19 protein-coding genes are annotated in these 22,056 nt (G+C 58.4%); 6 read left to right on the top strand and 13 right to left on the bottom strand.

Annotation, left to right across the window (positions count from 1 at the left end; translation table 11 throughout):
* Nucleotides 1-45 precede the first annotated feature (45 nt).
* A complete protein-coding gene (locus GOW98_RS09980) occupies nucleotides 46-1,827 on the bottom strand; it encodes an aminopeptidase P family protein (protein WP_170331541.1) in 1,782 nt (593 codons plus the stop codon).
* A 73-nt stretch (nucleotides 1,828-1,900) separates the two neighbouring features.
* Nucleotides 1,901-3,778, bottom strand: coding sequence for a cobaltochelatase subunit CobT (gene cobT, locus GOW98_RS09975; protein ID WP_170331539.1), 1,878 nt, complete (start codon nucleotides 3,776-3,778; stop codon nucleotides 1,901-1,903).
* Nucleotides 3,779-3,927: 149 nt separating this feature from the next.
* Here cobT and GOW98_RS09970 point away from each other — a divergent pair, with 149 nt between their 5' ends.
* Together GOW98_RS09970 and GOW98_RS26240 are read left to right on the top strand one after the other, a co-directional pair.
* Complete coding sequence (locus GOW98_RS09970) at nucleotides 3,928-4,323, top strand: hypothetical protein (protein WP_170331537.1); 396 nt, start codon at nucleotides 3,928-3,930, stop codon at nucleotides 4,321-4,323.
* Nucleotides 4,324-4,326: 3 nt separating this feature from the next.
* Nucleotides 4,327-4,701 carry a DUF2272 domain-containing protein gene (locus GOW98_RS26240; protein WP_170331962.1) on the top strand — a complete coding sequence of 125 codons (375 nt, stop codon included), beginning with the start codon at nucleotides 4,327-4,329 and terminating at the stop codon, nucleotides 4,699-4,701.
* A 395-nt stretch (nucleotides 4,702-5,096) separates the two neighbouring features.
* Here the strand turns inward: GOW98_RS26240 and cobS are convergent, their stop codons facing one another.
* The 4 genes from cobS to GOW98_RS09945 all read right to left on the bottom strand — a co-directional run bounded on the left by cobS (nucleotide 5,097) and on the right by GOW98_RS09945 (nucleotide 8,452).
* Nucleotides 5,097-6,083 carry a cobaltochelatase subunit CobS gene (gene cobS / locus GOW98_RS09960; RefSeq protein WP_170331535.1) on the bottom strand — a complete coding sequence of 329 codons (987 nt, stop codon included), beginning with the start codon at nucleotides 6,081-6,083 and terminating at the stop codon, nucleotides 5,097-5,099.
* A 145-nt stretch (nucleotides 6,084-6,228) separates the two neighbouring features.
* Nucleotides 6,229-6,834, bottom strand: a complete 606-nt coding sequence (locus GOW98_RS09955) for a methyltransferase family protein (RefSeq protein ID WP_170331533.1) — start codon at nucleotides 6,832-6,834, stop codon at nucleotides 6,229-6,231.
* A gap of 128 nt (nucleotides 6,835-6,962) precedes the next feature.
* Nucleotides 6,963-7,739 (bottom strand): hypothetical protein, encoded by a 777-nt coding sequence (locus GOW98_RS09950; protein ID WP_170331532.1) that lies wholly within the window; start codon nucleotides 7,737-7,739, stop codon nucleotides 6,963-6,965.
* An 86-nt stretch (nucleotides 7,740-7,825) separates the two neighbouring features.
* Nucleotides 7,826-8,452, bottom strand: coding sequence for a J domain-containing protein (locus tag GOW98_RS09945; RefSeq protein ID WP_170331529.1), 627 nt, complete (start codon nucleotides 8,450-8,452; stop codon nucleotides 7,826-7,828).
* A 107-nt stretch (nucleotides 8,453-8,559) separates the two neighbouring features.
* Here GOW98_RS09945 and GOW98_RS09940 point away from each other — a divergent pair, with 107 nt between their 5' ends.
* Nucleotides 8,560-8,814: a BolA family protein gene (locus GOW98_RS09940; RefSeq protein WP_170331527.1), complete on the top strand. Its 255-nt coding sequence runs from the start codon at nucleotides 8,560-8,562 to the stop codon at nucleotides 8,812-8,814.
* A gap of 155 nt (nucleotides 8,815-8,969) precedes the next feature.
* On the opposite strand, the gene GOW98_RS09935 is transcribed toward GOW98_RS09940, so the two are convergent.
* From GOW98_RS09935 to pepN, 5 genes are all read right to left on the bottom strand, one after another.
* Nucleotides 8,970-9,374 (bottom strand): DUF4177 domain-containing protein, encoded by a 405-nt coding sequence (locus GOW98_RS09935; protein WP_170331525.1) that lies wholly within the window; start codon nucleotides 9,372-9,374, stop codon nucleotides 8,970-8,972.
* 142 nt (nucleotides 9,375-9,516) lie between these two features.
* Nucleotides 9,517-11,028: an Asp-tRNA(Asn)/Glu-tRNA(Gln) amidotransferase subunit GatB gene (gene gatB, locus GOW98_RS09930; protein WP_170331523.1), complete on the bottom strand. Its 1,512-nt coding sequence runs from the start codon at nucleotides 11,026-11,028 to the stop codon at nucleotides 9,517-9,519.
* A gap of 70 nt (nucleotides 11,029-11,098) precedes the next feature.
* Nucleotides 11,099-12,319: a hypothetical protein gene (locus GOW98_RS09925; RefSeq protein WP_254437968.1), complete on the bottom strand. Its 1,221-nt coding sequence runs from the start codon at nucleotides 12,317-12,319 to the stop codon at nucleotides 11,099-11,101.
* Nucleotides 12,320-12,489: 170 nt separating this feature from the next.
* Entirely contained in the window at nucleotides 12,490-12,918 is a 429-nt protein-coding gene (locus GOW98_RS09920) for a hypothetical protein (RefSeq protein ID WP_170331519.1), read from the bottom strand.
* Nucleotides 12,915-15,467, bottom strand: a complete 2,553-nt coding sequence (pepN, locus tag GOW98_RS09915; RefSeq protein WP_170331517.1) for an aminopeptidase N — start codon at nucleotides 15,465-15,467, stop codon at nucleotides 12,915-12,917. The genes GOW98_RS09920 and pepN overlap by 4 nt, the downstream gene beginning before the upstream one ends.
* Before the next feature lie 204 nt (nucleotides 15,468-15,671).
* On the opposite strand from pepN, the gene GOW98_RS09910 reads away from it, so the two are divergent.
* From GOW98_RS09910 to GOW98_RS09900, 3 genes are all read left to right on the top strand, one after another.
* Nucleotides 15,672-17,804, top strand: a complete 2,133-nt coding sequence (locus GOW98_RS09910) for a malate synthase G (RefSeq protein ID WP_170331515.1) — start codon at nucleotides 15,672-15,674, stop codon at nucleotides 17,802-17,804.
* A 24-nt stretch (nucleotides 17,805-17,828) separates the two neighbouring features.
* Nucleotides 17,829-18,254, top strand: coding sequence for a GlcG/HbpS family heme-binding protein (locus GOW98_RS09905; RefSeq protein WP_170331512.1), 426 nt, complete (start codon nucleotides 17,829-17,831; stop codon nucleotides 18,252-18,254).
* 218 nt (nucleotides 18,255-18,472) lie between these two features.
* Nucleotides 18,473-19,252 carry a gamma-glutamyl-gamma-aminobutyrate hydrolase family protein gene (locus GOW98_RS09900; protein WP_170331510.1) on the top strand — a complete coding sequence of 260 codons (780 nt, stop codon included), beginning with the start codon at nucleotides 18,473-18,475 and terminating at the stop codon, nucleotides 19,250-19,252.
* Between the two features lie 45 nt (nucleotides 19,253-19,297).
* On the opposite strand, the gene GOW98_RS09895 is transcribed toward GOW98_RS09900, so the two are convergent.
* Nucleotides 19,298-21,538 (bottom strand): xanthine dehydrogenase family protein molybdopterin-binding subunit, encoded by a 2,241-nt coding sequence (locus GOW98_RS09895; RefSeq protein WP_170331508.1) that lies wholly within the window; start codon nucleotides 21,536-21,538, stop codon nucleotides 19,298-19,300.
* 3 nt (nucleotides 21,539-21,541) lie between these two features.
* The gene (locus GOW98_RS09890; protein ID WP_170331506.1) at nucleotides 21,542-22,006 is read right to left on the bottom strand and encodes a (2Fe-2S)-binding protein; all 465 of its coding nucleotides are present in this window, start codon (nucleotides 22,004-22,006) and stop codon (nucleotides 21,542-21,544) included.
* Nucleotides 22,007-22,056 lie beyond the last annotated feature (50 nt).

Below are 22,056 nucleotides of genomic sequence, written 5' to 3'. Positions count from 1 at the left end.
CTCTTCTGGGCCTCTCCTCTGCCCGGTATATGTAACAGTCCGGTGTCAGAGCGGCGCGGTTGCGGCATCCAACCACAGTTGAGCGTCATCGCCCAGCCTTGGTCTGATTTTTTCCGCAACGTCGCGGTGATAGGCGTTCAGCCAGTCGCGCTCTGCCTTTGTCAGGATCTCGGTCGTTATCAACCGCCGGTCGATAGGTACATAGGTCAGGGTGCGCCAGTTCAGCATTGCGCGTTCCGCGTCACCACCCGGCAAGGCCGGGGCTTCTTGCACGACCACTAGGTTTTCGATGCGAATGCCAAACGCGCCCTCGCGATAATACCCCGGTTCATTCGACAGGATCATGCCGGGTTGCAGGGGTACGTGGCTGACTTTCGACAAGCGTTGAGGGCCTTCGTGGACGCTCAGATATGTACCCACACCATGGCCGACACCATGGTTGAAGTCCTGTCCCGCAGCCCAAAGCGGCGCCCGCGCGATACCTTCGATATCGCGCCCAGCCAAGCCAACGGGCCAGCGTAGCATGGACAGATTGATCATGCCTTTGAGCACGCGGGTGAAACAGGCTTTTTCTTCGTCACCCACCTTGCCGATGGCAATGGTGCGGGTGATGTCAGTGGTGCCGTCCAGATATTGCCCACCGCTGTCGAGCACGAGTATATGCCCGTCTTCAAGAAGGCTGTCGGTCTCTTCGGTCACGCGGTAATGCATGATAGCACCATTGGGTCCGGTGCCCGCTATGGTATCGAAAGAGATATCCTGCAGCGCGTTGTCCTTGCGGCGGTTCTCTTCCAGACGGGTCACCACCTGCGTCTCTGTCAGGGTTCCCGGCGTCTGTTCGTCCAGCCAAGACAAAGTCTCGATAACAGCCACCGCGTCGCGCAAATGCGCCTCGGCGCTGCCGGCTATCTCGGCTGCGTTCTTACAGGCTTTGGGCAGGGCACAAGGATCGCCGCCATCTACCATCCTGTCCTGCAGCACATCGGCTACGGCTTGGGGCAGGGTGCTCAGATCGACCTGTACCTGACCGTCTAACTCAGCGATCGCATCCAGAAAACCATCTGGCGCGTGAACATGAACTTGCTTGTCCAGAGGCACAGCCACCTTTTCCTTGGCCATGAACAAATCTACCTTCCCTTCCGCATGCAGTATGGCAAATCCGTGCGCCACTGGGTTATAGCCGATATCCGAGCCGCGAATATTCAGCAGCCACATGATCGAGTCCGGCAGCGTAATCACTGCTGCAGTGCAGTCGGCCTCACGCAGAGCCTCTGACAGACGGGCGATCTTGCTGTCTGCGGTTTCCCCGGCGAATTCGATCGGATGCGCCTTTATCGGGTTCATCGGTGGGGCGGGTTGATCTTCCCACACCCGATCCACCAGATTGTCACAGCGGACCAGTTCGATGCCACTGCCGGTCAGGTCCTTCTGTGTGCTCGTGATCTGACCTGCGGCATGAAGCCAATGGTCAAAACCAACTTTGCCGCCATCGGGCAGTTGCTCTTTCAACCACGCGCTCAGGCTGACTTCGGGCCACGGTACGGGAGTGAAATCTGCCGCGACCTGTGCCTTGACCTGAGTTCGATATCGCCCGTCTACAAACACCCCTGCGATGTCGGCCAAAGCGACGCAAAACCCGGCCGACCCTGTGAAACCAGTCAGCCACGCAAGGCGCTCATCACGTGGGGCAACGTATTCGCCCTGATACGCGTCTGATCGCGGGATCAGAAACCCATCCAATCCCTCGCGCGCGATCTCTTTACGCAAGGCAGCCAACCGTGGCGGCCCCTGTTCCGGGCGCGCGGTTACCTCAAAGGACTGAAACATTTCCTAATTCTCCCAAATCGGGCTTACCCCTTCATCTTTTTGGAAAATACTCCCGCCGGAGGCAAGGCCAGCTTTAGCTGGCCCTCTTCATTCCCATCACGCGAGCCCGCGCCCGCGGGTCGCTGTCGAACAACGCCGCCAGTTGCTCGGTCATCGCACCCGCCAGTTGTTCGACGTCAGTGATCGTCACGGCGCGGTCATAGTAACGAGTCACATCATGGCCGATCCCGATCGCCAGCAGTTCCACCATCTTGCGTTTCTCGACCATGGCGATCACGTCGCGCAGGTGTTTTTCCAGATAATTCGCGGGGTTGACGCTGAGTGTTGAATCATCAACCGGCGCACCATCCGAGATCACCATCAAAATCTTGCGCTGTTCGCGCCGCGCCATCATCCGGCGATGTGCCCATTCAAGCGCTTCGCCGTCGATGTTTTCCTTCAGCAGACCTTCTTTCATCATCAGGCCCAAATTGGGTCGCGCCCGCCGCCAAGGTGCATCAGCGCCCTTGTAAATGATGTGACGCAGATCGTTCAGACGTCCCGGTTGCTGCGGACGACCGTCGTTCAGCCATGCCTCACGCGCCTGACCACCTTTCCATGCACGGGTGGTAAAGCCCAGAATCTCGACCTTCACATTGCAACGTTCCAGCGTCCGGGCCAGAACGTCCGCACAGATCGCAGCAATCGAGATCGGACGACCCCGCATCGAACCGGAGTTGTCGAGTAACAGCGTCACCACCGTATCCCGGAACTCTGTGTCCTTCTCGACCTTGAAGCTGAGCGGCGTGGTGGGGTTTGCGACAACGCGCGCCAGACGACCGGCATCCAGTATGCCTTCCTCGCGGTCGAACTCCCAAGACCGGTTTTGCTGGGCTTGCAAGCGGCGTTGTAGCTTGTTTGCCAGACGGCTCACCGCGCCTTTCAACGGTTCCAACTGCTGATCCAAATAGGCGCGCAGCCGTTCCAGTTCGGCCGGTTCCGCCAAATCCTCGGCCGCAATCTCTTCGTCATAGGTGCTCAGATACACTTTATAGTCCGGATCGGCCTCGGACGCAGGCGGAGGGGCAGGGGGTTCCAGAGGAGCCTCGCCTTCCGGCATTTCGGCCTCTTCACCCATCTCATCTTCGGCCATCTCGTCCATCGAGACCTGTGCCTGAGATTGATCCTGCTGCTCTTCCTGAGTTTGCTCTGGGGTTGCGTCGGCGTCCTGTTCGTCCTGATCGTCCTCACCGGTGCTATCAGGATCGGGCTGTTCCTCGGCGTCGTCTTCGGCCTGCTCTTCCTGCTCGTCATCCAACTCGTCGGGGTCATCCCCCAACTGGTCGCCATAGCCCAAATCCTTAATCATCTGACGGGCGAACTTCGCAAACTCTGCCTGATCCGAGAGGATATCGTCGAGGTTTTCCAGCGTCCCGCCAGCCTGTTCCTCGATGAATCCACGCCACAGATTCATGATGTTCTCGGCCGCAGGCGGCAGATCCCGTCCGGTCGCCAGATGGCGGATCAGATAGCCCGCCGCAACCGCCAAGGGCGCATCTGCGGGCTGTTTGCATTGGTCATAGCCGCGGCGCAGCGCTTCATGCCCGATTTTGACATCGATATTGCTGGCCGTTCCGGGCATGTCCCGCGCGCCCATCGCTTCGCACCGGGCAACCTCCATCGCTTCGTAAAGGTCGCGCGCCATGTCGCCCGGAGGCGCATAGCGCAGGTGCGTAGCATCGTCGTGGTATTTGCGCTGCAATGCCAGGGCATCCGCTGTTCCGCGCGCCAGCAAAACCTCTTCGCGGGTCATCCGACGGCTGACCTGAGGCAGACGCATCGACTCGCCCGAAAGGCCTGACGGATCGACCGTGTATGAGACGTTCAATTCGGGATCGTCGGCCATCACCTTGGTGGCCTCGGCCAGAGCCTTCTTGAACGGATCAGCGGGGTTGTCGTTGGGTTTGGTCATGCTTTGATAAATCACATTCGTCTTCACTTTTGCAAGCAAGATCAGCCTCGGTAAAGGCGTGCGGGTACAGGTCCGTTTTGGGGTGATTTCCAATGTGTGATAGAATTAAGGAATACTCTTTTTTTGATCATTTTTTAGTGGAGGGATAGATGGCCAATTTTGCTGTATCGTCACTCGCGTATGGCGCAAATATGAGAAGTTCCGCTGGCTTCGGAAACAACATTATAGGTTTTTTACCGGAAGCAACGCCGGTAACCCAAACTGGCCCTCAGCAGGGTGACCGCTGGATACCCTGTAAAGTTGAAGTGGACAGTGTCGTGAAAGACGGATTTGTTTCCAAAAACGTTTTGCGAGATGCAGTTTCAGACCCACGGGAAAAGCTGGTACGCACCGCGGTGGCAGAGTGGTTGCGATTTGACCGGGGCAAAGGAAAAGAATTCCAAACACCTTTTTTCAAGTTCGTCGGCGAGTATTGGGACAACTTAAACATGGATTTTGACGGTTTGGACCGAGGGTGGCCTTGGTCCGCCGCTTTCATTTCGTGATGTATCCAGCAAACAGGTGACTACGGCGACTTTAAGCAAGCTGCCGCACATTCACGCTATGTTCATCAGGCAATCCGTCGGCGGGAAAACAACGAAAATGGCTCTTTCTGGGGATTCCGCTTAAATGAGCACAAGCCGCAGATCGGGGATCTTGTCTGTATGGCACGTGGTAGTTTCAGCGCGACTTACGATCATGCAAAAGTCCACGACCGTTTTGCCAGTCACTGTGATTTTGTGATCGCGGTACGTGCTGACCATGTTTCGACCCTGGGAGGTAATGTTGGTCACACGGTCAAACGCAAAACGTTTCGAACAAACTCAAGCGGTTTCTTGCGACCAGAGCAGCGGCTGTATGCAATCATGAGGAATAATTTGTGAGTTCAAGTGTAAGAGCGCGGGCAACGATCGCAGCTCTGGTACTTCTATTGGCCGTGGTTTTTTATGCTGTTCCTCGCGAAGTGACACGCACAGCTAAGCCCGATGAAGAACCTTGCCCTGGTGTTCTAATCGTCGATCAAAAAGCTGTGGCGCTGCGCGCCCGACCAACAGGTTATTCTCGTCGATTAACCACATTAGAGCCGGGAGAGGTTTTGTACCTCTGTGACCAAACATCGGAGTGGTACGGAGTTGTTGCACCGATGGACGATAAACAATGCAAAGAGCGTAGTTCAGGCCAAAATGCACTGCCCCAACGCTGTCAGTCAGGTTGGGTTCGGCAAATCGAAGTTGGCTTTGCAGCGGGTTAGCCTGCGCTGGGATGATCAGAGCAACTGTTAACCCAAGCTGACACTCGCCGCGCTTTCCGGCAGCTCTTCGTCAAAGCAACGCTGATAGAACTCGGCCACCGTCTGGCGCTCCAGCTCGTCACATTTGTTCAGGAAGGACAGGCGGAAGGCATAGCCCACGTCGCGGAAAATCTCGGCATTTTGGGCCCAGTTGATCACGGTCCGGGGGCTCATCACCGTGGACAGGTCGCCGTTCATGAAGGCGGTCCGGGTCAGGTCGGCGACTGTCACCATCTGGCTGACTTTCTTGCGACCTTCGGCGGTGTTGTAATGCGGTGCTTTCGACAGGACGATCATAGTCTCGGCGTCATGGCTAAGGTAGTTCAGCGTCGACACCAGCGACCAGCGGTCCATCTGTGCCTGGTTGATCTGCTGGGTGCCGTGATAGAGGCCGGTCGTATCGCCCAGACCTACGGTGTTGGCGGTAGCGAACAGGCGGAAATTCGGGTTCGGTGTGATGATCTCGTTCTGGTCCAGCAGGGTCAGTTTGCCGTCATGTTCCAGCACACGCTGGATCACGAACATAACGTCGGCGCGGCCAGCGTCGTATTCGTCGAACACGATGGCGACGGGATTACGCAGAGCCCAGGGCAGGATGCCTTCATGGAACTCGGTGACCTGTTTGCCGTCGCGCAGTTTGATGGCGTCCTTACCGATCAGGTCGATCCGGCTGATGTGGCTGTCGAGGTTCACGCGCACTGCGGGCCAGTTCAGGCGCGCGGCCACCTGTTCGATATGGGTCGATTTACCCGTACCGTGATAGCCTTGGATCATCACGCGGCGGTTGTGCGAAAATCCTGCGAGAATCGCCAATGTGGTCTCGGGGTCGAACTTATAGGTCGGGTCGATCGCAGGAACACGGTCGCTGCGGTCAGCAAAGCCTTTGACTGCCATATCGGTATCAATACCGAACACGTCCCGAACCGAGATATCTTCGGTGGGTTTTGCGTTGATGTCGATCGATCCGTCAGCCATGCGCCTTGTCCTTATCCTTTGCCCCGCTCGCCGGGTTTGAACCCGTGTGTGGTGCAACATATTGCGGGCAAGGGCAAGGGAAAGCCGCGCGTGCCGCGGCTTAGGCAAATCTTTCTTTGAAACTGGCCTTATCGGTGCGCTTTGATCAGTCGAGAATCGCGTCCCGCACCCGGATCAGGCTGCGTTCGTCGACAAAGCGTGGGGTGGATTGCATGTAATCCCGGAATGCTTGCCCATAACCCTGAAGTAGCCAACGTTCCTCGTTCAGAACGAAAAGGAAGTAGATTACGAACAGCGTCGCCGCCAAACCCAACGTCATCCACGATCCACTGGCGACACCCAGTCCAACCGTAGCCAGCACCGAGGTCACATATTGCGGATTGCGCGAATAGGCATACATCCCGCCGGTCACCAACCCGTCGCTTTCGCAATAGGTGTTGTCGAGACCCAGAAAGCGATAGCCCCACAGCGTGATCCCGAAAGACAGCAGCATAACCGGCACGCCGATCACATACCGCAGCCAGTGACCCCAGCCATTCATCCAGACCTCGGACAAGGCAAAAACAACAGTGGCTCCGCAAAATAGCCGAAACAGACCAAAGGCCGTGTGATGCCGCCAGCCGCTGGCGCTGGGCCACAGACCCAGATGCGGTAGGCGCAGGTTCAGGGCGAGGTATCCGCTCAGCAACAGGGCCGAAACGATAGCAATCGGAAGAGAAATCGCATGCACGAGGGAAATGAGATGTTCCATATCACGTTCCATTGGGGCAGGTCAGGTACGGTTCCGATATGGGCCGCCACATCGGCCCATGAGAGAGGCCGTAACAAGGGTTTGTAACAAGGTGAGGACGGTACAGAGGGGGGGCTAAAGTGCCGAGCTTACTGTTCCGTGGTCCAGTCGACGTTGTTTTCTATAACGCTGGCCACAGCCAATGCCTTCTCTGACAGGTCCTTCGGGGTGTTTTCGCCAAACGCTACGCGGGTGACCCTGTCGTACAACGCTTTGGATGTATAGAACGCAAAGGCTTTCGAATTACCCGGGCTTTCCCAAAACGCAGTGATCCAGACGGATTCGCGACCCGGAATGCAACTTGCGCACCAGTCGTGCCAAAAACGCTGTACCAATACTGCGTCCGGTGTCTCGGCAACCTGTTCGAACAGCGTCTCTACGGGCCAACCGGCCAGACCAAACATGCAAACAGTGTCGTCGAGATAGCAATTGTCTCGCTCAATCTCGCGTTTGAGATAGGCACGCTGAAACCGATCCAAAACCTGCCATTCATCGTGGGACCAATTGTTCGGGTTGCCGGTTTCAAACCGGTTTAAGCTGACCTCCAGCCCGACGCTGGCAAGGTCTTCGTCCACGGCCAAAACTTCGAGTATCCGCGGCAGGAGGTAACCCCATGTCGCCTTGGAAATGCCCTTCGGATCATACGCGGCGAAAAACCAGTCCTGCAAGTAGTGAAGAGGAAGTTCGGAAATCGACGGGATGAAAAAGTCGGCCTCGATATCCGCTTCCATGCAGCAGCCTTCACAGACTTCGATATTGGTCGGTTTCGTATAGGCAAAAAGCCTGTACGCATCGCTGATGATGTCAGAAAACGGATGATCCGGCGGTATCTTTGCCTTCAGCGGTTTTTGCCGTTTGCGTGCCATGGCTTTCGCATCCAAAGGGGGGCGATACCGCTTGTTTCACCCCGCACGGTACAAAATCCGTTTTGTTGCGTAGAGGCTTGCCAGATTTACTTAAAGTTCCGACTGTCCTTGATCTGATCCCAGGCCCAAACAACCTCTTGCAGCTGTTCTTCCTGCGAGCGGTCGCCGCCGTTCATGTCCGGGTGCAGCACCTTGATCAGTTTCTTGTAGGCCTTACGAACCTCGGCTTTGGTCCAACTGTCGTTGGCCTCAAGAATCTCGATCGCGCGGCGTTCGGTGGGGGGTAGACGACGACCTCCGCCGCCCGAGGTGCGGCCCTTGTTCTGCGTGCTGTTTGCGCCCAGAACCTGATGCGGGTCCTCAATGCCCAGACGCGCCCACGCGCGGGCCTCGGGGTCACCCATGGGTTTGGTTTCACGCTCCCACACTTTGTCCTTGGAGCGCTGTGCGTTCAACTCGGCCTCGGTCGTGCCGTCAAAGAAGTTCCACTTCTGGTTATATTCGCGCACGTGCTGCTGGCAGAACCAGAAGAAATCATCCAGAACATCCGGCGCTTTCGGTGCGCGGAACTTGCCCGGCTCGTTACAGCCCTCATGGTCACAGATTCGGACCGAGGTTTCAGACGCGCCCGACATCCCCCGACGCCCGCGCGGGTTCTTTTTCTTGGCGCTGGAGACGGACATATCGAATCCGAAAGGGTCTGATTTCGTCATGCTGTGATCCTTAAGAACGCATCTTCTCGACTCGGAGGCAGCAGTTTAATCTAAGCAGCCGAAAGTAGAAGAGGGGGACGGCAAAAATTTTGCCGTTGAGCGAAAAAATGAGCGTAACAGACGAAATCCGAACCTGCCTGCAGGCTGCCTTTGATCCGCGCGAGCTTGAGGTTGTCGATGACAGCGAAAGCCACCGTGGCCACGCGGGCTATCAGGACGGGGGCGAGAGCCACTTTAACGTCCGCATCCGCGCCAAAGCGTTTGAAGGCCAGTCCCGAGTCGCCCGTCACCGCGCTGTGCACAAGGCGCTGGGCGACATCGTGCCGCGCATCCATGCGTTGGCGCTGGATATCGGGGTTTAGGCGCCTCGGTGCGCCTACTGAGCGAAGGTAATAACTTCTGTTGTCCTCCGAGCAGTCGCCGCAACTTTCTGGTTCGGAAGCTGTCTTAGGTCATGCGCATTTCTGGTGCTTTGGAATGACGGGTTATGCGCGTATTGGCGGCCAGTATTGGCCGCTTATTCCGAACGCGTGTCAGGTTTTTCGACTTCTGCCCCTTTCAGCGACATGGGCGGGTCTTTCGCCTCTTCCGCGATAGGGGCGGGTGCGATAACGGCATCGGGCCCTGGGACCGGGCGCGCCTGAGCTGCCTCCGTAGTTGTTTCCGCAATATTCAATGCTTCATCCACCTCAGCCGGCCGCCGGAAAACCAGAACATTGCGCCAGTTCACGGTCGAGCTGGTCAGGCCCGCGCGTTCCTCGCTGGGCAGCAGTTCGGCGCGCTGGTATTCCCAGCCGTCCTGAGCCATCTGGTTCAGCACCTGTTCGATCGATACGGCAAACCGGCCTTCTGCGGTTTTCTCGCCCTTGGCTTTGATGCCTTTTTGCGGGGCGGGGACAACTTTGTATTCGTAGCGCTGCATCGGACCTTCCTGGGTGTCGGTTCCCGGCAATCTAACATGCTGGTGATTTTGGGAAAGTCATCATTGCGCCGAAAGCGCGGGAAAAGAAAAACGGCGGGGTTTTGCGCAAACCCCGCCGCTAGCAATTCTTGCTCTGATCGGACTATGAGCCCAGCTTTTGGCTGACCAGTTCGTTTACAGCCTTCGGGTTGGCCTTGCCGCCGGTGGCTTTCATCACCTGACCGACGAACCAGCCCGCCAGCTTCGGGTTCACCTTGGCCTTTTCGACCTGCGCCGGGTTGGCGGCGATGATCTCGTCCAAAGCAGCTTCGATGGCGCCGGTGTCGGTGACCTGCTTCATGCCGCGTTCTTCGACGATCTGCGCCGGGTCGCCGCCTTCGGTATAGACGATTTCAAACAGATCTTTGGCGATCTTGCCCGAGATGGCGTCAGAGGAGATCAGGTCGATAATTACGCCTAGCTGCGAAGGTGAGACCGGCGACTCGGTGATATCGTGGTCTTCTTTCTTCAACCGACCGAACAACTCGTTGATCACCCAGTTGGCGGCCAGTTTGCCGTTTCGGCCCTTTGCGACCTCTTCAAAATAAGCAGCTGATTCCACCTCGGCAGTCAGGACCGAGGCGTCATAATCGGTCAGGCCGAATTCGCTGATGAACCGCGCCTTTTTGTCGTCAGGCAGTTCGGGCAGCTTGGCAGCGATGTCATCGACCCATGCCTGCTCAATCTCCAGCGGTAGCAGGTCGGGGTCGGGGAAATAGCGATAATCATGCGCTTCTTCCTTGGATCGCATCGAGCGTGTCTCACCCTTGTCCGGATCGTACAGGCGTGTTTCCTGATTGACCTTACCGCCACCTTCGACGATGGCGATCTGACGGCGGGCTTCGACTTCGATCGCTTGCTGAATAAAGCGCATCGAGTTCATGTTCTTGATCTCACACCGCGTGCCCAAATGCGAGAAGTCCTGCGTCTCCTGATACTTCTCATAGGCACCGGGCAGGCAGATCGAAACGTTCACGTCCGCCCGCAAGTTGCCGTTCTGCATATTGCCGTCGCATGTACCGAGATAGCGCATGATCTGACGCAGCTTGGCGATATAGGCGGCGGCTTCTTCGGGACCGCGGATGTCGGGGCGGCTGACGATCTCCATCAGACAAACGCCGGTTCGGTTCAGGTCGACAAAGGACATATGCGGGTCCATGTCGTGGATCGACTTACCGGCATCCTGCTCCATGTGGATGCGTTCGATGCGGACCATGCGCGCGGTGCCATCGCCCATCTCGACCAGCACTTCGCCTTCGCCCACGATGGGGTGGTACAGCTGGGAGATCTGATAGCCCTGCGGCAGGTCAGGGTAGAAATAGTTCTTGCGGTCGAAGGCCGACTTCAGGTTGATATCCGCCTTCAGGCCCAGCCCGGTGCGCACCGCCTGTTCCACGCAATATTCGTTGATGACCGGCAGCATCCCCGGCATCGCCGCGTCCACAAAGGCCACGTTCGAGTTCGGCTCGGCCCCGAATTGGGTCGATGCGCCCGAGAACAGCTTGGCGTTGGACGAGACCTGAGCGTGCACCTCCATCCCGATCACCAGTTCCCAGTCGTGCTTGGCCCCGGCAATGGTTTTGGGTTTGGGCATTTCGTATGTCAGGTCGAGCATGGCGCGCCTCATTTCCGCAGAAGTCTAAGCCTGCGTATTAGGCCCGGCTGGGGCGAGGGGCAAGGGGGAATCAGTTCTCGGACAGGCGCAGGCCAGACGGCGTGAAGGTCACGTCGATACCGCTGCGCAGTTCTTCGCGGAACAGATCACCAATGGCGCGCAGGGCTTGTCGTTGGCCACGGGCTGCAAACCGTTCGGCCGAGTTGATACGGACCGAATTGTTGAATCCGCTCGCGGCATGCGCCCAGATCAGGGGATGCAGCTCGGTCATGTGGTCGCGGATCAGCCAATGCGCGGCTTCGTGAATCTGCGAGCGGACCAAGTCGGCCTTGTCGTTCAGACCCAACCCGTTCTGGATCGTTATGGCGCAATAGGCGGACAGCATGTTGACTGTCTGCTGATCCGGGCGGCGGTGCAGGATGTCATGCAGGCCTTCCAAGAAATACTCGACGTCCAGCCGGGCGCAGGCCTCTTCATCCAGCGCGATTGCGTCAAACTGCACCCAAGTGTATCCGCCAGCCCCCCAGATGTCTTGAGTGCGGGCAGCGTTGCGCAGGGCCTGAACCTCAAGCTCTTCATAGCTGCCGAACCAGCGCGGCAGTAGATGCGAGCCCATTGCACGCATGTGCCGTTGATTGTGTGGGTCCAAAGAGATCAATCGTTCGTATTCATCCGCCACGCGGATGTTGGCTTTTCGCTGACCGGCCAGCAGGGCACAACTGGCTGCCGCCACCACGGGACTGTCAGGCAGGGCTTTGCGGCATTTGGGCAATAGCGCAGAGGCCCGGTCAAAGTGTGCGGCACAGCGCGACCGGTGTAGCGGAGGTAGCGTCGCATCCGTTGCTGTTCCGCGCCACGCCCAAGCCAGGTCAATGTGCGCCAGCGCGACCACAAGCGTGATCATCGGGTCATTGGGCTGCGCACGCATTTCGTCTTCCAGTTCGGAAATTCCGCCCAGCAGGTCATATTCGGACAAAGCTTTCCCGTCTGACAGAGCGTGTTCCACTGCCAGAACCACATCTGATCGGGCACCGAAGGCAAGCAAGTCTGCAACGGGCATTCCATCAGGTGCGGTCGCACGGGACTTGTCTGCAACGCGCATCTGTCGGGACAATTCGGCCCAACGGTCCTGTCTGACCAATGTGCGCCCTTGTTCAATGGTATCGCGGCCAATCACGTCCCCGGCGCAGGTGTTTGCAAGCGGAATGTTCAGCTGCCCCTTGTCGGGAATTGAAGCCGTCGCGGCGCAATCGTCAGTGCGCACGTCCTGCGTGAATTGACGGGAAGGCAAAGAAGAACGGGCTTGTCGTGCCCTAAAAAACCGAAACATGGCAAAACTCGAAACCGTAACAAACAACTAGTCTGGCTTGAGATTTTTAAGGAGATTCATCTCAAATTCAAGTTTTTTGCGCTGTGCACAGGCGGAGGGCGGGTGAATGGTGCCCTTAAAAGCCCATTGTTTCAGAAAACGCGGAAATGATGCCGCTCGACCCGGAAACCGGCGTTTTGGAAGACGGTTTCGAGCTCGTTGTGGGGTGGTGTAGCCTCATCCGGCAGTCGAATCCGCTTGCCGGACTTTAAGACCAGTGAGATGCGCACCGAGAAATCCCAGCGGGTGTCGAACCGGAAATAGTCGATGTCGGACAGAACGATCTCGGCCTCGCGACTGCCCGAGAACCACTGTATCCGGTCGTGATCCAATGTCATCCCAGCGCGCGTAGCTTGCACGACGTCCCACAAGGCGGGCAGGGTGGACAAGCCGAGAAGCCCGACCAGCCACCACGCCGCGTCAAAAAAGATCAGCAGTGCCGCAAGTGCCGCGTAGACGCAAATCAGGATCAGGACCGTGCGCGGCGTTCGATTCTGGCGCGTGAAAGTGAACGGGGTCATGCGCCGAGGATACGTGTCACCATCTCCGTAGTGTCGCGGGACAAATCCGGGGTGTTGGCGATACGGGTCAACTGGGTCCGGATCAGGTTCTGACGCTCGGCGTCATAGCGCTTCCATGTCTGGAATGCCGTGCACATCCGCGCCGTTGTTTGCGGATTGATCGGATCCAGTTGGATCAGCCAGTCTGCCAGCAAGGTGTAGCTTTCGCCGTCCGCGTGATGGAAACCGGCGTGGTTCATTGCCAAAGCCCCCATAACCGCGCGGAACCGGTTCGGGTTCTTCCAGTTGAAATCGGCGTGCTCTGTTAGGGCTTGCGTGATCTTCGCCGTGGTCTCGGGGGCCGCCGTAGTCACCTGCAGGCTGAACCATTTGTCCATCACCAGCCGATCATTTTGCCACTGATCGTAGAACGCACTCAGCTCCTGCTGGCCTGTGCCGGCGCGTAGCAGGCAGGACAAAGCTGTCAATTGGAGTGTCATGTTGTCCGCTGCAGCGAAATCTTCTGCTGCTCGCGCACCGCCATCCAGCCGAGACGTCAGGTGCAGCGCTGCACCACCAAGCGCGCGCTTGCCCGCCTGATCGGCATCGGGGCTGAACGGCGCATCAATCAGGGTTTCACTAAGCAGACGCGGCAACAGGTCCTGAACATGCTGCGCAGTTGCCTGCCGCAAGGTTTCCACCGCCCTCCAGATCGCCATCGGGTCAGGGGTTTCGTTGCTTTCAAACAACGCCGCTGCCAGTTCAGACTGCGAGGGTAGCCCAAGCATCAGTGCGCGATAGGCCGGGTCCAGATCGCCGTCGCGCAGAACGGCCAAAATGCCATCCAGATAATCGTTGCCGGGTGCGCTGTCGTTCCGGATCATGCGCAGCAGCGTGTCCTGTGCCAGCGAACGCCCGGCCTGCCAGCGGTTGAACGGGTCGGTGTCGTGTGACAGCAGAAAAGCCCGTTCGGCATCGGTGTGATCGTGTTCCAGAATGACCGGAGCCGAGAAATCGCGCAGGACCGAAGCCACTGGTTTGGCGGCGAGACCGGAGAACTTGAAGCTCTGTTCGGCTTCGGTCAGTTCCAGAACTTGGGTCGCATGTACTTCATCCCCGTTGGGACTCAGCAAACCGACCGCGACCGGGATGACCTGTGGCAACTTTTCAGACTGGCCGGGGGTCGGGTCGGTGCGCTGGGACAAGGTCAGTGTGTAAGTTCCATCCTCATAATCCTCGGCTATTGCCACGCGCGGCGTGCCCGACTGGCTGTACCAACGTTTGAATTGCGTCAGGTCGCGACCGGTCGTGTCTTCGAACACTTTCAGCCAATCCTCGATGGTGCAGGCCTGCCCATCATGGCGCTCGAAATAGAGGTCGAGCGCCTGCGCATAAGCCTCATCCCCGACCAGCCGTTTCAGCATGCCGATGACCTCGGCACCCTTTTCGTACACTGTCGCTGTGTAGAAATTGTTGATTTCCTGAAAACTCTCAGGCCGGACAGGGTGAGAAAGGGGGCCGTTATCCTCGGGGAATTGGCGTGCACGCAGGTCGATAGCGTCTTGAATGCGTTTGACCGGGGCCGAGCGCATGTCGGACGTGAACTGCGCATCGCGGAAGACTGTCAGGCCCTCTTTCAGACACAGCTGGAACCAGTCGCGGCAAGTAATGCGGTTTCCGGTCCAGTTGTGGAAATACTCATGCGCGATGATCGCCTCGATCCGTTCGAAATTGGCATCGGTCGAGGTTTCAGGGCTGGCTAGAACGGCAGAAGAGTTGAAGATGTTCAGCCCCTTGTTCTCCATCGCGCCCATGTTGAAGTCATCGACGGCAACGATGTTGAACACGTCCAGATCGTATTCACGTCCATAAACGTCCTCGTCCCATTTCATCGATTTCTTCAACGCCTCCATGCCGAAGGTACATTTGCCCTCGTCGCCGGGGCGCACCCAGAGGTTCAGTTCTACGTCGCGGCCAGACATGGTGGTGAACTGACCGGGATGGGCGATGAGATCACCCGCTACCAGAGCAAACAGGTAGGCGGGTTTGGGCCACGGGTCGGTCCATTCGGCCCAGCCTTCGCCCTTGCCTGTGGGGTTGCCGTTGGACAGCAGCACCGGAAGGTCTCCGTTGATGCGTACGGTGAAGGTAGACATCACGTCAGGGCGATCGGGGTAATAGGTGATCTTGCGGAACCCTTCGGCCTCGCATTGGGTGCAGTACATGCCGTTCGACATATACAATCCCTCAAGCGCGGTGTTGTTGGCAGGGTCGATCTCGACCACGGCTTCCCAGACAAAGGGCGCATCGGGGACGCTTGCTGTCAGACCCTTGTCGGTGACCTCGGGTGTGATTTCCACCCCGTCAATAACTGCACGGACTAGGATCAGGTCTTCGCCGTGCAGGAAAAAGGTGCGATCCGTGGCCTCGGGGTTTGGCCGAAAGGCAATGCGCGAGGTGACACGGGTGGCATTTGCAGCCAGATCAAAGGTCAGATGCACGCTGTCCACCAGATAGCCGAACGGCGTGTAGTCTTTCAGGTAGATCGTCGTGGGGGCAGCGTCGCGCATCTGGGGCCTCGCATCAGTTGGTTCGGGCGCGACGTTAGGGGCTTCGCCAAGGGGCTGCAACCGCGGCTTCATTGCCTTGTCGTTTTTGAAGCAGCTTCGCACAAAGCCAAAGGGTTTAAACGTGGCGTCGAAAGTTGCTTATCGGAAACATTCAGCCTAAATGCTGACGGCATACAACGGCGCACAATGGCGGAGAGACACCAAATGAGCAGCAGACAGGTACGCAGAGGACTTAAGGTCGATACGGTTCTGGCCGAGTTTATCGAAGACAAGGCCCTGCCGGGAACCGGTGTTACAGCCGATACGTTCTGGGATGGCCTGTCGCGGATGGTTGCCGAGCTCGGCCCGAAGAACCGCGCCTTGCTGGCCAAGCGGGAAAAGATCCAGGGACAGGTCGATGCCTGGCATCTGGAGCGTAAGGGGCAGGCGCATGACCCAGCCGCCTATCAGGCCTTCCTGCGCGAGATTGGATATCTGGTTGATGAAGGCGCGGATTTTGAAATCGAAACCGCCAGTGTCGACCCCGAGATCGCTTTGATCCCCGGTCCGCAATTGGTTGTTCCGATTACTAACGCCCGCTTTGCGCTGAACGCGGCCAATGCCCGCTGGGGCAGCTTGTACGATGCTCTGTATGGCACCGATGCGATGGGTGATCTGCCTGCTGGAAAAGGCTATGACGCGGCGCGCGGAGCCCGCGTGATTGCGTGGGCCAAAGGGTTTCTGGACGATGCTGTGCCGCTGGCCACCGGGTCTTGGGCGGATGTATCCGAGGTTCGGGTTGAGAATGGTGTCCTTGTGCCCGCGCTGGCGGATGCCACACGTTTTGTTGGCTTTGGCGGGGCGGCGGAGCAGCCGGAATTCGTGCTGCTGAAGAACAATGGCTTGCACGTCAAAATCGTGATTGACCCCTCCAGCGAAATTGGAGCCTCCGATCCGGCGGGTATCGCGGATGTTCATCTGGAATCCGCTCTGTCCACCATCATGGACTGCGAGGATTCGGTTGCCTGTGTCGATGCCGAAGACAAGGTGGTGGCATACGGCAACTGGCTGGGCCTGATGAAAGGCGACCTGAACGAAGAAGTCAGCAAGGGCGGCCACACCTTCACCCGAAAGCTGGCGAGTGACGTTGACTACACCACCGCCAATGGTGAGCAGGCCACCCTGAAAGGTCGCTCGTTGATGCTGGTGCGGAATGTGGGCCACCTGATGACCAACCCGGCCGTTCTGGACAGTGAGGGCAATGAGATCGGCGAAGGCCTGATGGATGCGCTCTGCACCACTCTGATCGCCATGCATGACTTGGCTCGCGAAGGCGGCAACTCGGTCACCGGATCGGTCTACGTGGTGAAGCCCAAGATGCATGGGCCGGAAGAAGTGGCGTTCTCGGTCGAGATTTTCGATATGGTCGAAGACATCCTCGGCCTGCCGCGTAACACCGTGAAGCTGGGTATCATGGATGAGGAACGCCGCACTTCGGCTAACCTCAAGGAATGTATCCGTGCCGCTAAATCGCGCGTTGCCTTCATCAACACCGGATTCCTCGACCGGACCGGGGACGAGATTCATACCTCGATGGAGGCTGGCCCGATGTTGCCCAAGGGCGACATCAAAAACACGCCGTGGATTGCGTCTTATGAAGATCGCAACGTCGATATCGGTCTGGCCTGCGGCCTGAAGGGCAAGGCGCAGATCGGCAAGGGTATGTGGGCGATGCCCGACCGGATGGGCGATATGCTGGACGCAAAGATCGGCCACCCACAATCTGGTGCCACCTGCGCGTGGGTGCCGTCTCCGACCGCTGCGACGTTGCACGCGACGCATTATCACAAGATCGACGTTCTGGCGCGTCAGGACGAGCTGGCCGCCGGTGGTGCCCGTGGCACGCTGGAGGACCTGCTGACCATGCCGCTGCTGGGGGGGCGTAACCTTGGCGATGAAGAGATCACGCGTGAGATCGAGAATAATGCGCAGGGCATTCTGGGCTATGTCGTGCGCTGGGTTGATCAGGGCGTGGGCTGTTCGAAAGTGCCAGACATCAACGATATCGGCCTGATGGAAGATCGCGCGACCTGCCGGATTTCCAGCCAGGCGTTGGCCAACTGGCTGCACCATGACATTGTCTCGGAAGAGCAGGTGATGGCGGCGATGCGCAAGATGGCCGCAGTGGTGGATCGTCAGAATGAAAACGACACGTCGTATTCACCGATGGCACAAGGTTTCGACGGTATCGCCTTTCAGGCCGCCTGCGATCTGGTATTCAAAGGGCGGATTCAGCCCTCGGGCTATACCGAGCCGGTTCTGCACGCCCGCCGTCTGGAACTGAAAGCCAGCCTTTAACCTCACAGAACGAGAGGACACATCATGGAAGTTACTCTGCGCAAAGCCCGCACGATCATTCGTAAAACTTTGGAAAAAGGCCGCGAGATGGAGTTGAAGCCTCTTTCCATAGTCGTTCTGGACGCAGGCGGTCACGTCATCGCGTTCGAGCGAGAGGATGGCGCAGCCCCCGGTCGTTTCGCGATTGCGCACGGCAAGGCCTATGGCTCGATCATGTTGGGTATGGCGGGCTCCGCGCAAATGCAGCGGGCCGAGGCGCAGGCCTATTTCATGGCCGCTGTGAACGGCGTCTATGGCGGACAAGTCGTTCCGGTTCCGGGCGGCATTCTTCTTCGGGACCGCAAGGGAGTGATCATCGGGGCGGTTGGTGTAACCGGCGATACCTCGGACAATGATGCGACCGCAGGACTGACCGGAATTGAGGCAGCGGGCCTGACTGGAGAAACCTGATCTCGACCGGTTTTTGCTGATGAGAAATGGCGAATTCAGGATGAATTTCCTGAGTTTTACTTGATTGCCGAAAAAAAGTTCCGGTTTTTCACTAAAAATCAGAACGATATGTGCGTGATTGAACACGTCCTTGCGCTGTCATGCAGGGCGTGTTCTGTTGCACGTTTTCTTCGCTGCGGATAGCTTTCTTGTTAACAAAAAACAGCAAGGAATACGGAATGTCTCGACCTGTCGTCGGTATCATCGGCAACTCTTACCTCATGAACGATGAATACCCGACGCATGCGGGTGGTACGATGAATTCCGAGGCAGTGGCCAACGTTTCGCATTGTCTGCCGCTGCTGATCCCCTCTGATCCGCGCTATGTCACGGTCGAGGAATTGCTTGAGGTCTGCGACGGCTTCCTTCTGACCGGTGGGCGCCCGAATGTGCACCCCGAGGAATATGGCGAGGATGCCACAGAAGCGCATGGTGAGTTTGATCGGGCACGTGATGCGATCACCCTGCCTCTGGTTCGGGCCTGCGTGGAACGCGGTCAGCCCTTCATGGGCATCTGCCGAGGGTTCCAAGAGGTCAACGTGGCGATGGGCGGGACGCTTTATCCCGAAATCCGCGATCTGCCGGGCCGGATGAACCACCGGATGCCACCGGACGGGACGCTGGAAGAGAAATTCGCCCTACGCCACGTGGTGTCCCTAGACGAAGGTGGCGTATTTCACCGTCTTTTCGGCGCGCCTGAGGTGATGACCAACACGCTGCATGGTCAGGGTATTAAAACTGTTGGGCAGCGCGTCGTGATCGACGGGCATGCACCTGACGGCACGCCCGAGGCGATCTATATCAAGGATGCCCCCGGATTTACATTGTCGGTGCAATGGCACCCTGAATGGGACGCGATCAACGATCCTGTTTCCCGACCTCTGTTCGAGGCGTTCGGTGCAGCCGTACGTGCTTGGGCAACGGGATCGGACGCGGATTTGATAAAGCAAACAGCGTAAATTTGGCGCCGGCCCGAGAGGGGGGACCGGACCGGCGCATTGCGATCAGACCAGCAGGTTGAACTGGTTGATCAGCGGTAGGCTGCGGGCGCGTTCGCCGGTCAAGTCGAACAGCGCATTTCCAAGTGCAGGCATCGATGGCGGCGTCCCGGGTTCACCGGCACCACCCATATGACGGTTGGTTTCCAGCACGCGCACTTCGACCTGCGGCGCCGTGTGCATGCGCAGCGCGTCATAGTCGGGGAAGTTGAATTGCTCGACCTCGCCCTCAGCAAAGGTGATCTCGCCGTAGCAGGCTGCCGACAGGCCATACATCAAGCCGCCGAACATCTGTGCCTTGACGTTTTCCGGGTCCAAGGCCAGCCCCATGTCACAGGCAATCCATGCCTTGTTGATGCGGATGGTGCCGTCTTCGTCGACCACTTCGATCACCTGAGCGACCGGGGTGCCGAAGCTGTAGGTGAAGGCCACGCCTCGGCCAACACCATCCGGCGTCTGACCGGTCCAGCCTGACATCTCTTTCACAGCTTCCAGACAACCCGCCGAAGGTGCGTGTTCGGATTTCATCAGTTCCAGCCGGAATTCCAGCGGGTCCTGACCGGCGGCATGGGCCATCTCATCCATGAAGGTTTCGTGGAAGAACCCGTTGTGGCTGTTCCCGACCGAGCGCCAGAACCCGACGGGGACGTCCAGCTTCGCGATGTGGCCGCTCATGCGATAGTTCGGTACCGCGTAGGGTTGGTTAAAGAAGCCTTCGACCAGCACTTTGTCCGGGCCAGCGCCGGGCATGCCCGTGTAGCGACCGACCGCCTGTTGAGTTGGGGATTGCGACGCAACCTTGCCGTCGATCAGAACTGCCTTTCCGTCCTGCACCGCGCCGCGCATCCGGGCAATTGCGCCGGGACGAAAATAGTCATGGCGCATGTCTTCTTCGCGGCTCCATGTGGTCTGCACCGGAGTGCCGGGCATCGCCATGGCAACCATGGTGGCGATTTCGCCAAAGTCCAACTCCCCCCGGCGGCCAAATCCACCGCCCAGATAGGTGGTGTGGATCTGCACGGCTTCGGTGTCCAAACCTGCAGTATTCGCGGCGCGGAAGCGGATCAGGGTCGGGGCCTGATTGCCGCACCACAGTTCCAGCGCGTCGCCGGTATAAAGCGCGGTGGCATTCATCGGCTCCATCGTGGCGTGGGCCAGATAGGGCACTTTGTATTCCGCAGTGATCTCGGTCGCCCCCTCGGGCGTGACGGTGACATCGCCGTCATCTCGCATGGTTGTATTTGGGGCGTCATCAAAGGCTTCGGTAATCTTGGCAAAGATGCCGTCAGTTTCTGGTGGATAGGGGGCGTCACCCCAATCCACGTCGATGGTCTCAACCGCCTGATTGGCCAGCCATGTGTTGTTGGCGATGACCGCAACGCCGGTGCCCAGATCGACGATCTTCTCGACCCCTGGCATGGACTTTGCAGTGCTGTCGTCAAAGCCGTTCATCGCGCCGCCCAGCTTGGGGTTCATGCGTAGGGCAGCGAATTTCATGCCGGGCAGGCGAACATCGACACCAAATTCGGCCGTTCCTGTTGCCTTTTCAACCATGTCCAGTCGCGGTTGGGTCTGGCCTAGATAGCGCCACTCGGACGGATCACGCAGAGGTGCCTCGATCGGCTCAAGTTTGGCAACATCAGTGGCCAGTTCGGTATAGGGGATTTTGTCGCCGTCCGGGGCAATGACATGGCCTGAGGCCGTTTTCAATTCGCTGCGATCAACACCCAACCGGTCTGCCGCAGCCTGTTTCAGCGTTTCGCGGGCCGAAGCTCCGGCCTGACGCATTCGCTCGAACCCGTCTTTCATCGAGGTCGATCCACCGGTGACCTGTAGGCTCAGCACCTTGCCGATCACACCTAACGCCTCGCCCAGATTGTGCTGGAAGTCCGAGATGTCGTAACCCTTGTTGGGCAGGCTTTCCCCCATCAGGGCTGTGTTGTAGTACGCCGCTGCCGCAGGGCCGTGCAGAACGGTGATCTGATCCAGATCCACATCCAATTCCTCGGCGATTAGCGCGGCCCAAGTGGTTTTGACGCCCTGTCCCATCTCAGCGCGCGGGGCAAAGAGGGTCACGCCGTTCTGGTCGATCAGAACAAACGGGCTCAGCGCCGCCTGACCCTCGCCGGGTTTCAGCGGGTTCGCGGCGGGGCGGTTGACGTAATAGGCACCGAACGCCACGCCGCCGACAATCGCGGCGGAGCCGATCAGGAAGGTGCGGCGGAGGATTTTTCCAACAGAAGCCATCGGTTATGCCTCCTTCAGCTTGCCAGCCGCGTCATGGATCGCAGCACGGATACGGGGGTAGGTGCCACAGCGGCACAGATTGCCTTGCATGGCCTCGTCGATTTCTTCGTCCGAAGGGGCAGGGTTTTCCGCCAGCAACGCAGCGGCCTGCATGATCTGACCCGATTGACAGTAGCCGCATTGCGCCACCTGATGATCGACCCAAGCCTGTTGGAGCGTCGTCATAGCGTCGGGCGATCCCATCCCCTCGATCGTGGTCACATCGCCCCAGACATCCGAAAGCGCCACCTGGCAGGACCGCACGGCCTCACCATCGATATGCACGGTACATGCACCGCAGGCAGCGACGCCGCAGCCGAACTTAGTTCCGGTCAGGCCGACCTCATCCCGCAGCACCCATAGCAGGGGAACGTCTTCGGGCAGGTCAACTTGATGTTGCTTTCCGTTGATCTTCAGGGCGGTCGCCATGGCGCACCTCATCTAGCTGTGGCTGGTTTCTGACATAATTGTCGCAAAGT

Origin of the sequence: Ruegeria arenilitoris (genome assembly GCF_013032445.1) — a bacterium.
In the GTDB taxonomy this organism is placed as follows: Bacteria; Pseudomonadota; Alphaproteobacteria; order Rhodobacterales; family Rhodobacteraceae; genus Ruegeria; species Ruegeria arenilitoris_F.
The sequence above is the reverse complement of the archived record's forward strand: the minus strand, read 5'-3'. Positions and strand labels throughout refer to the sequence as shown.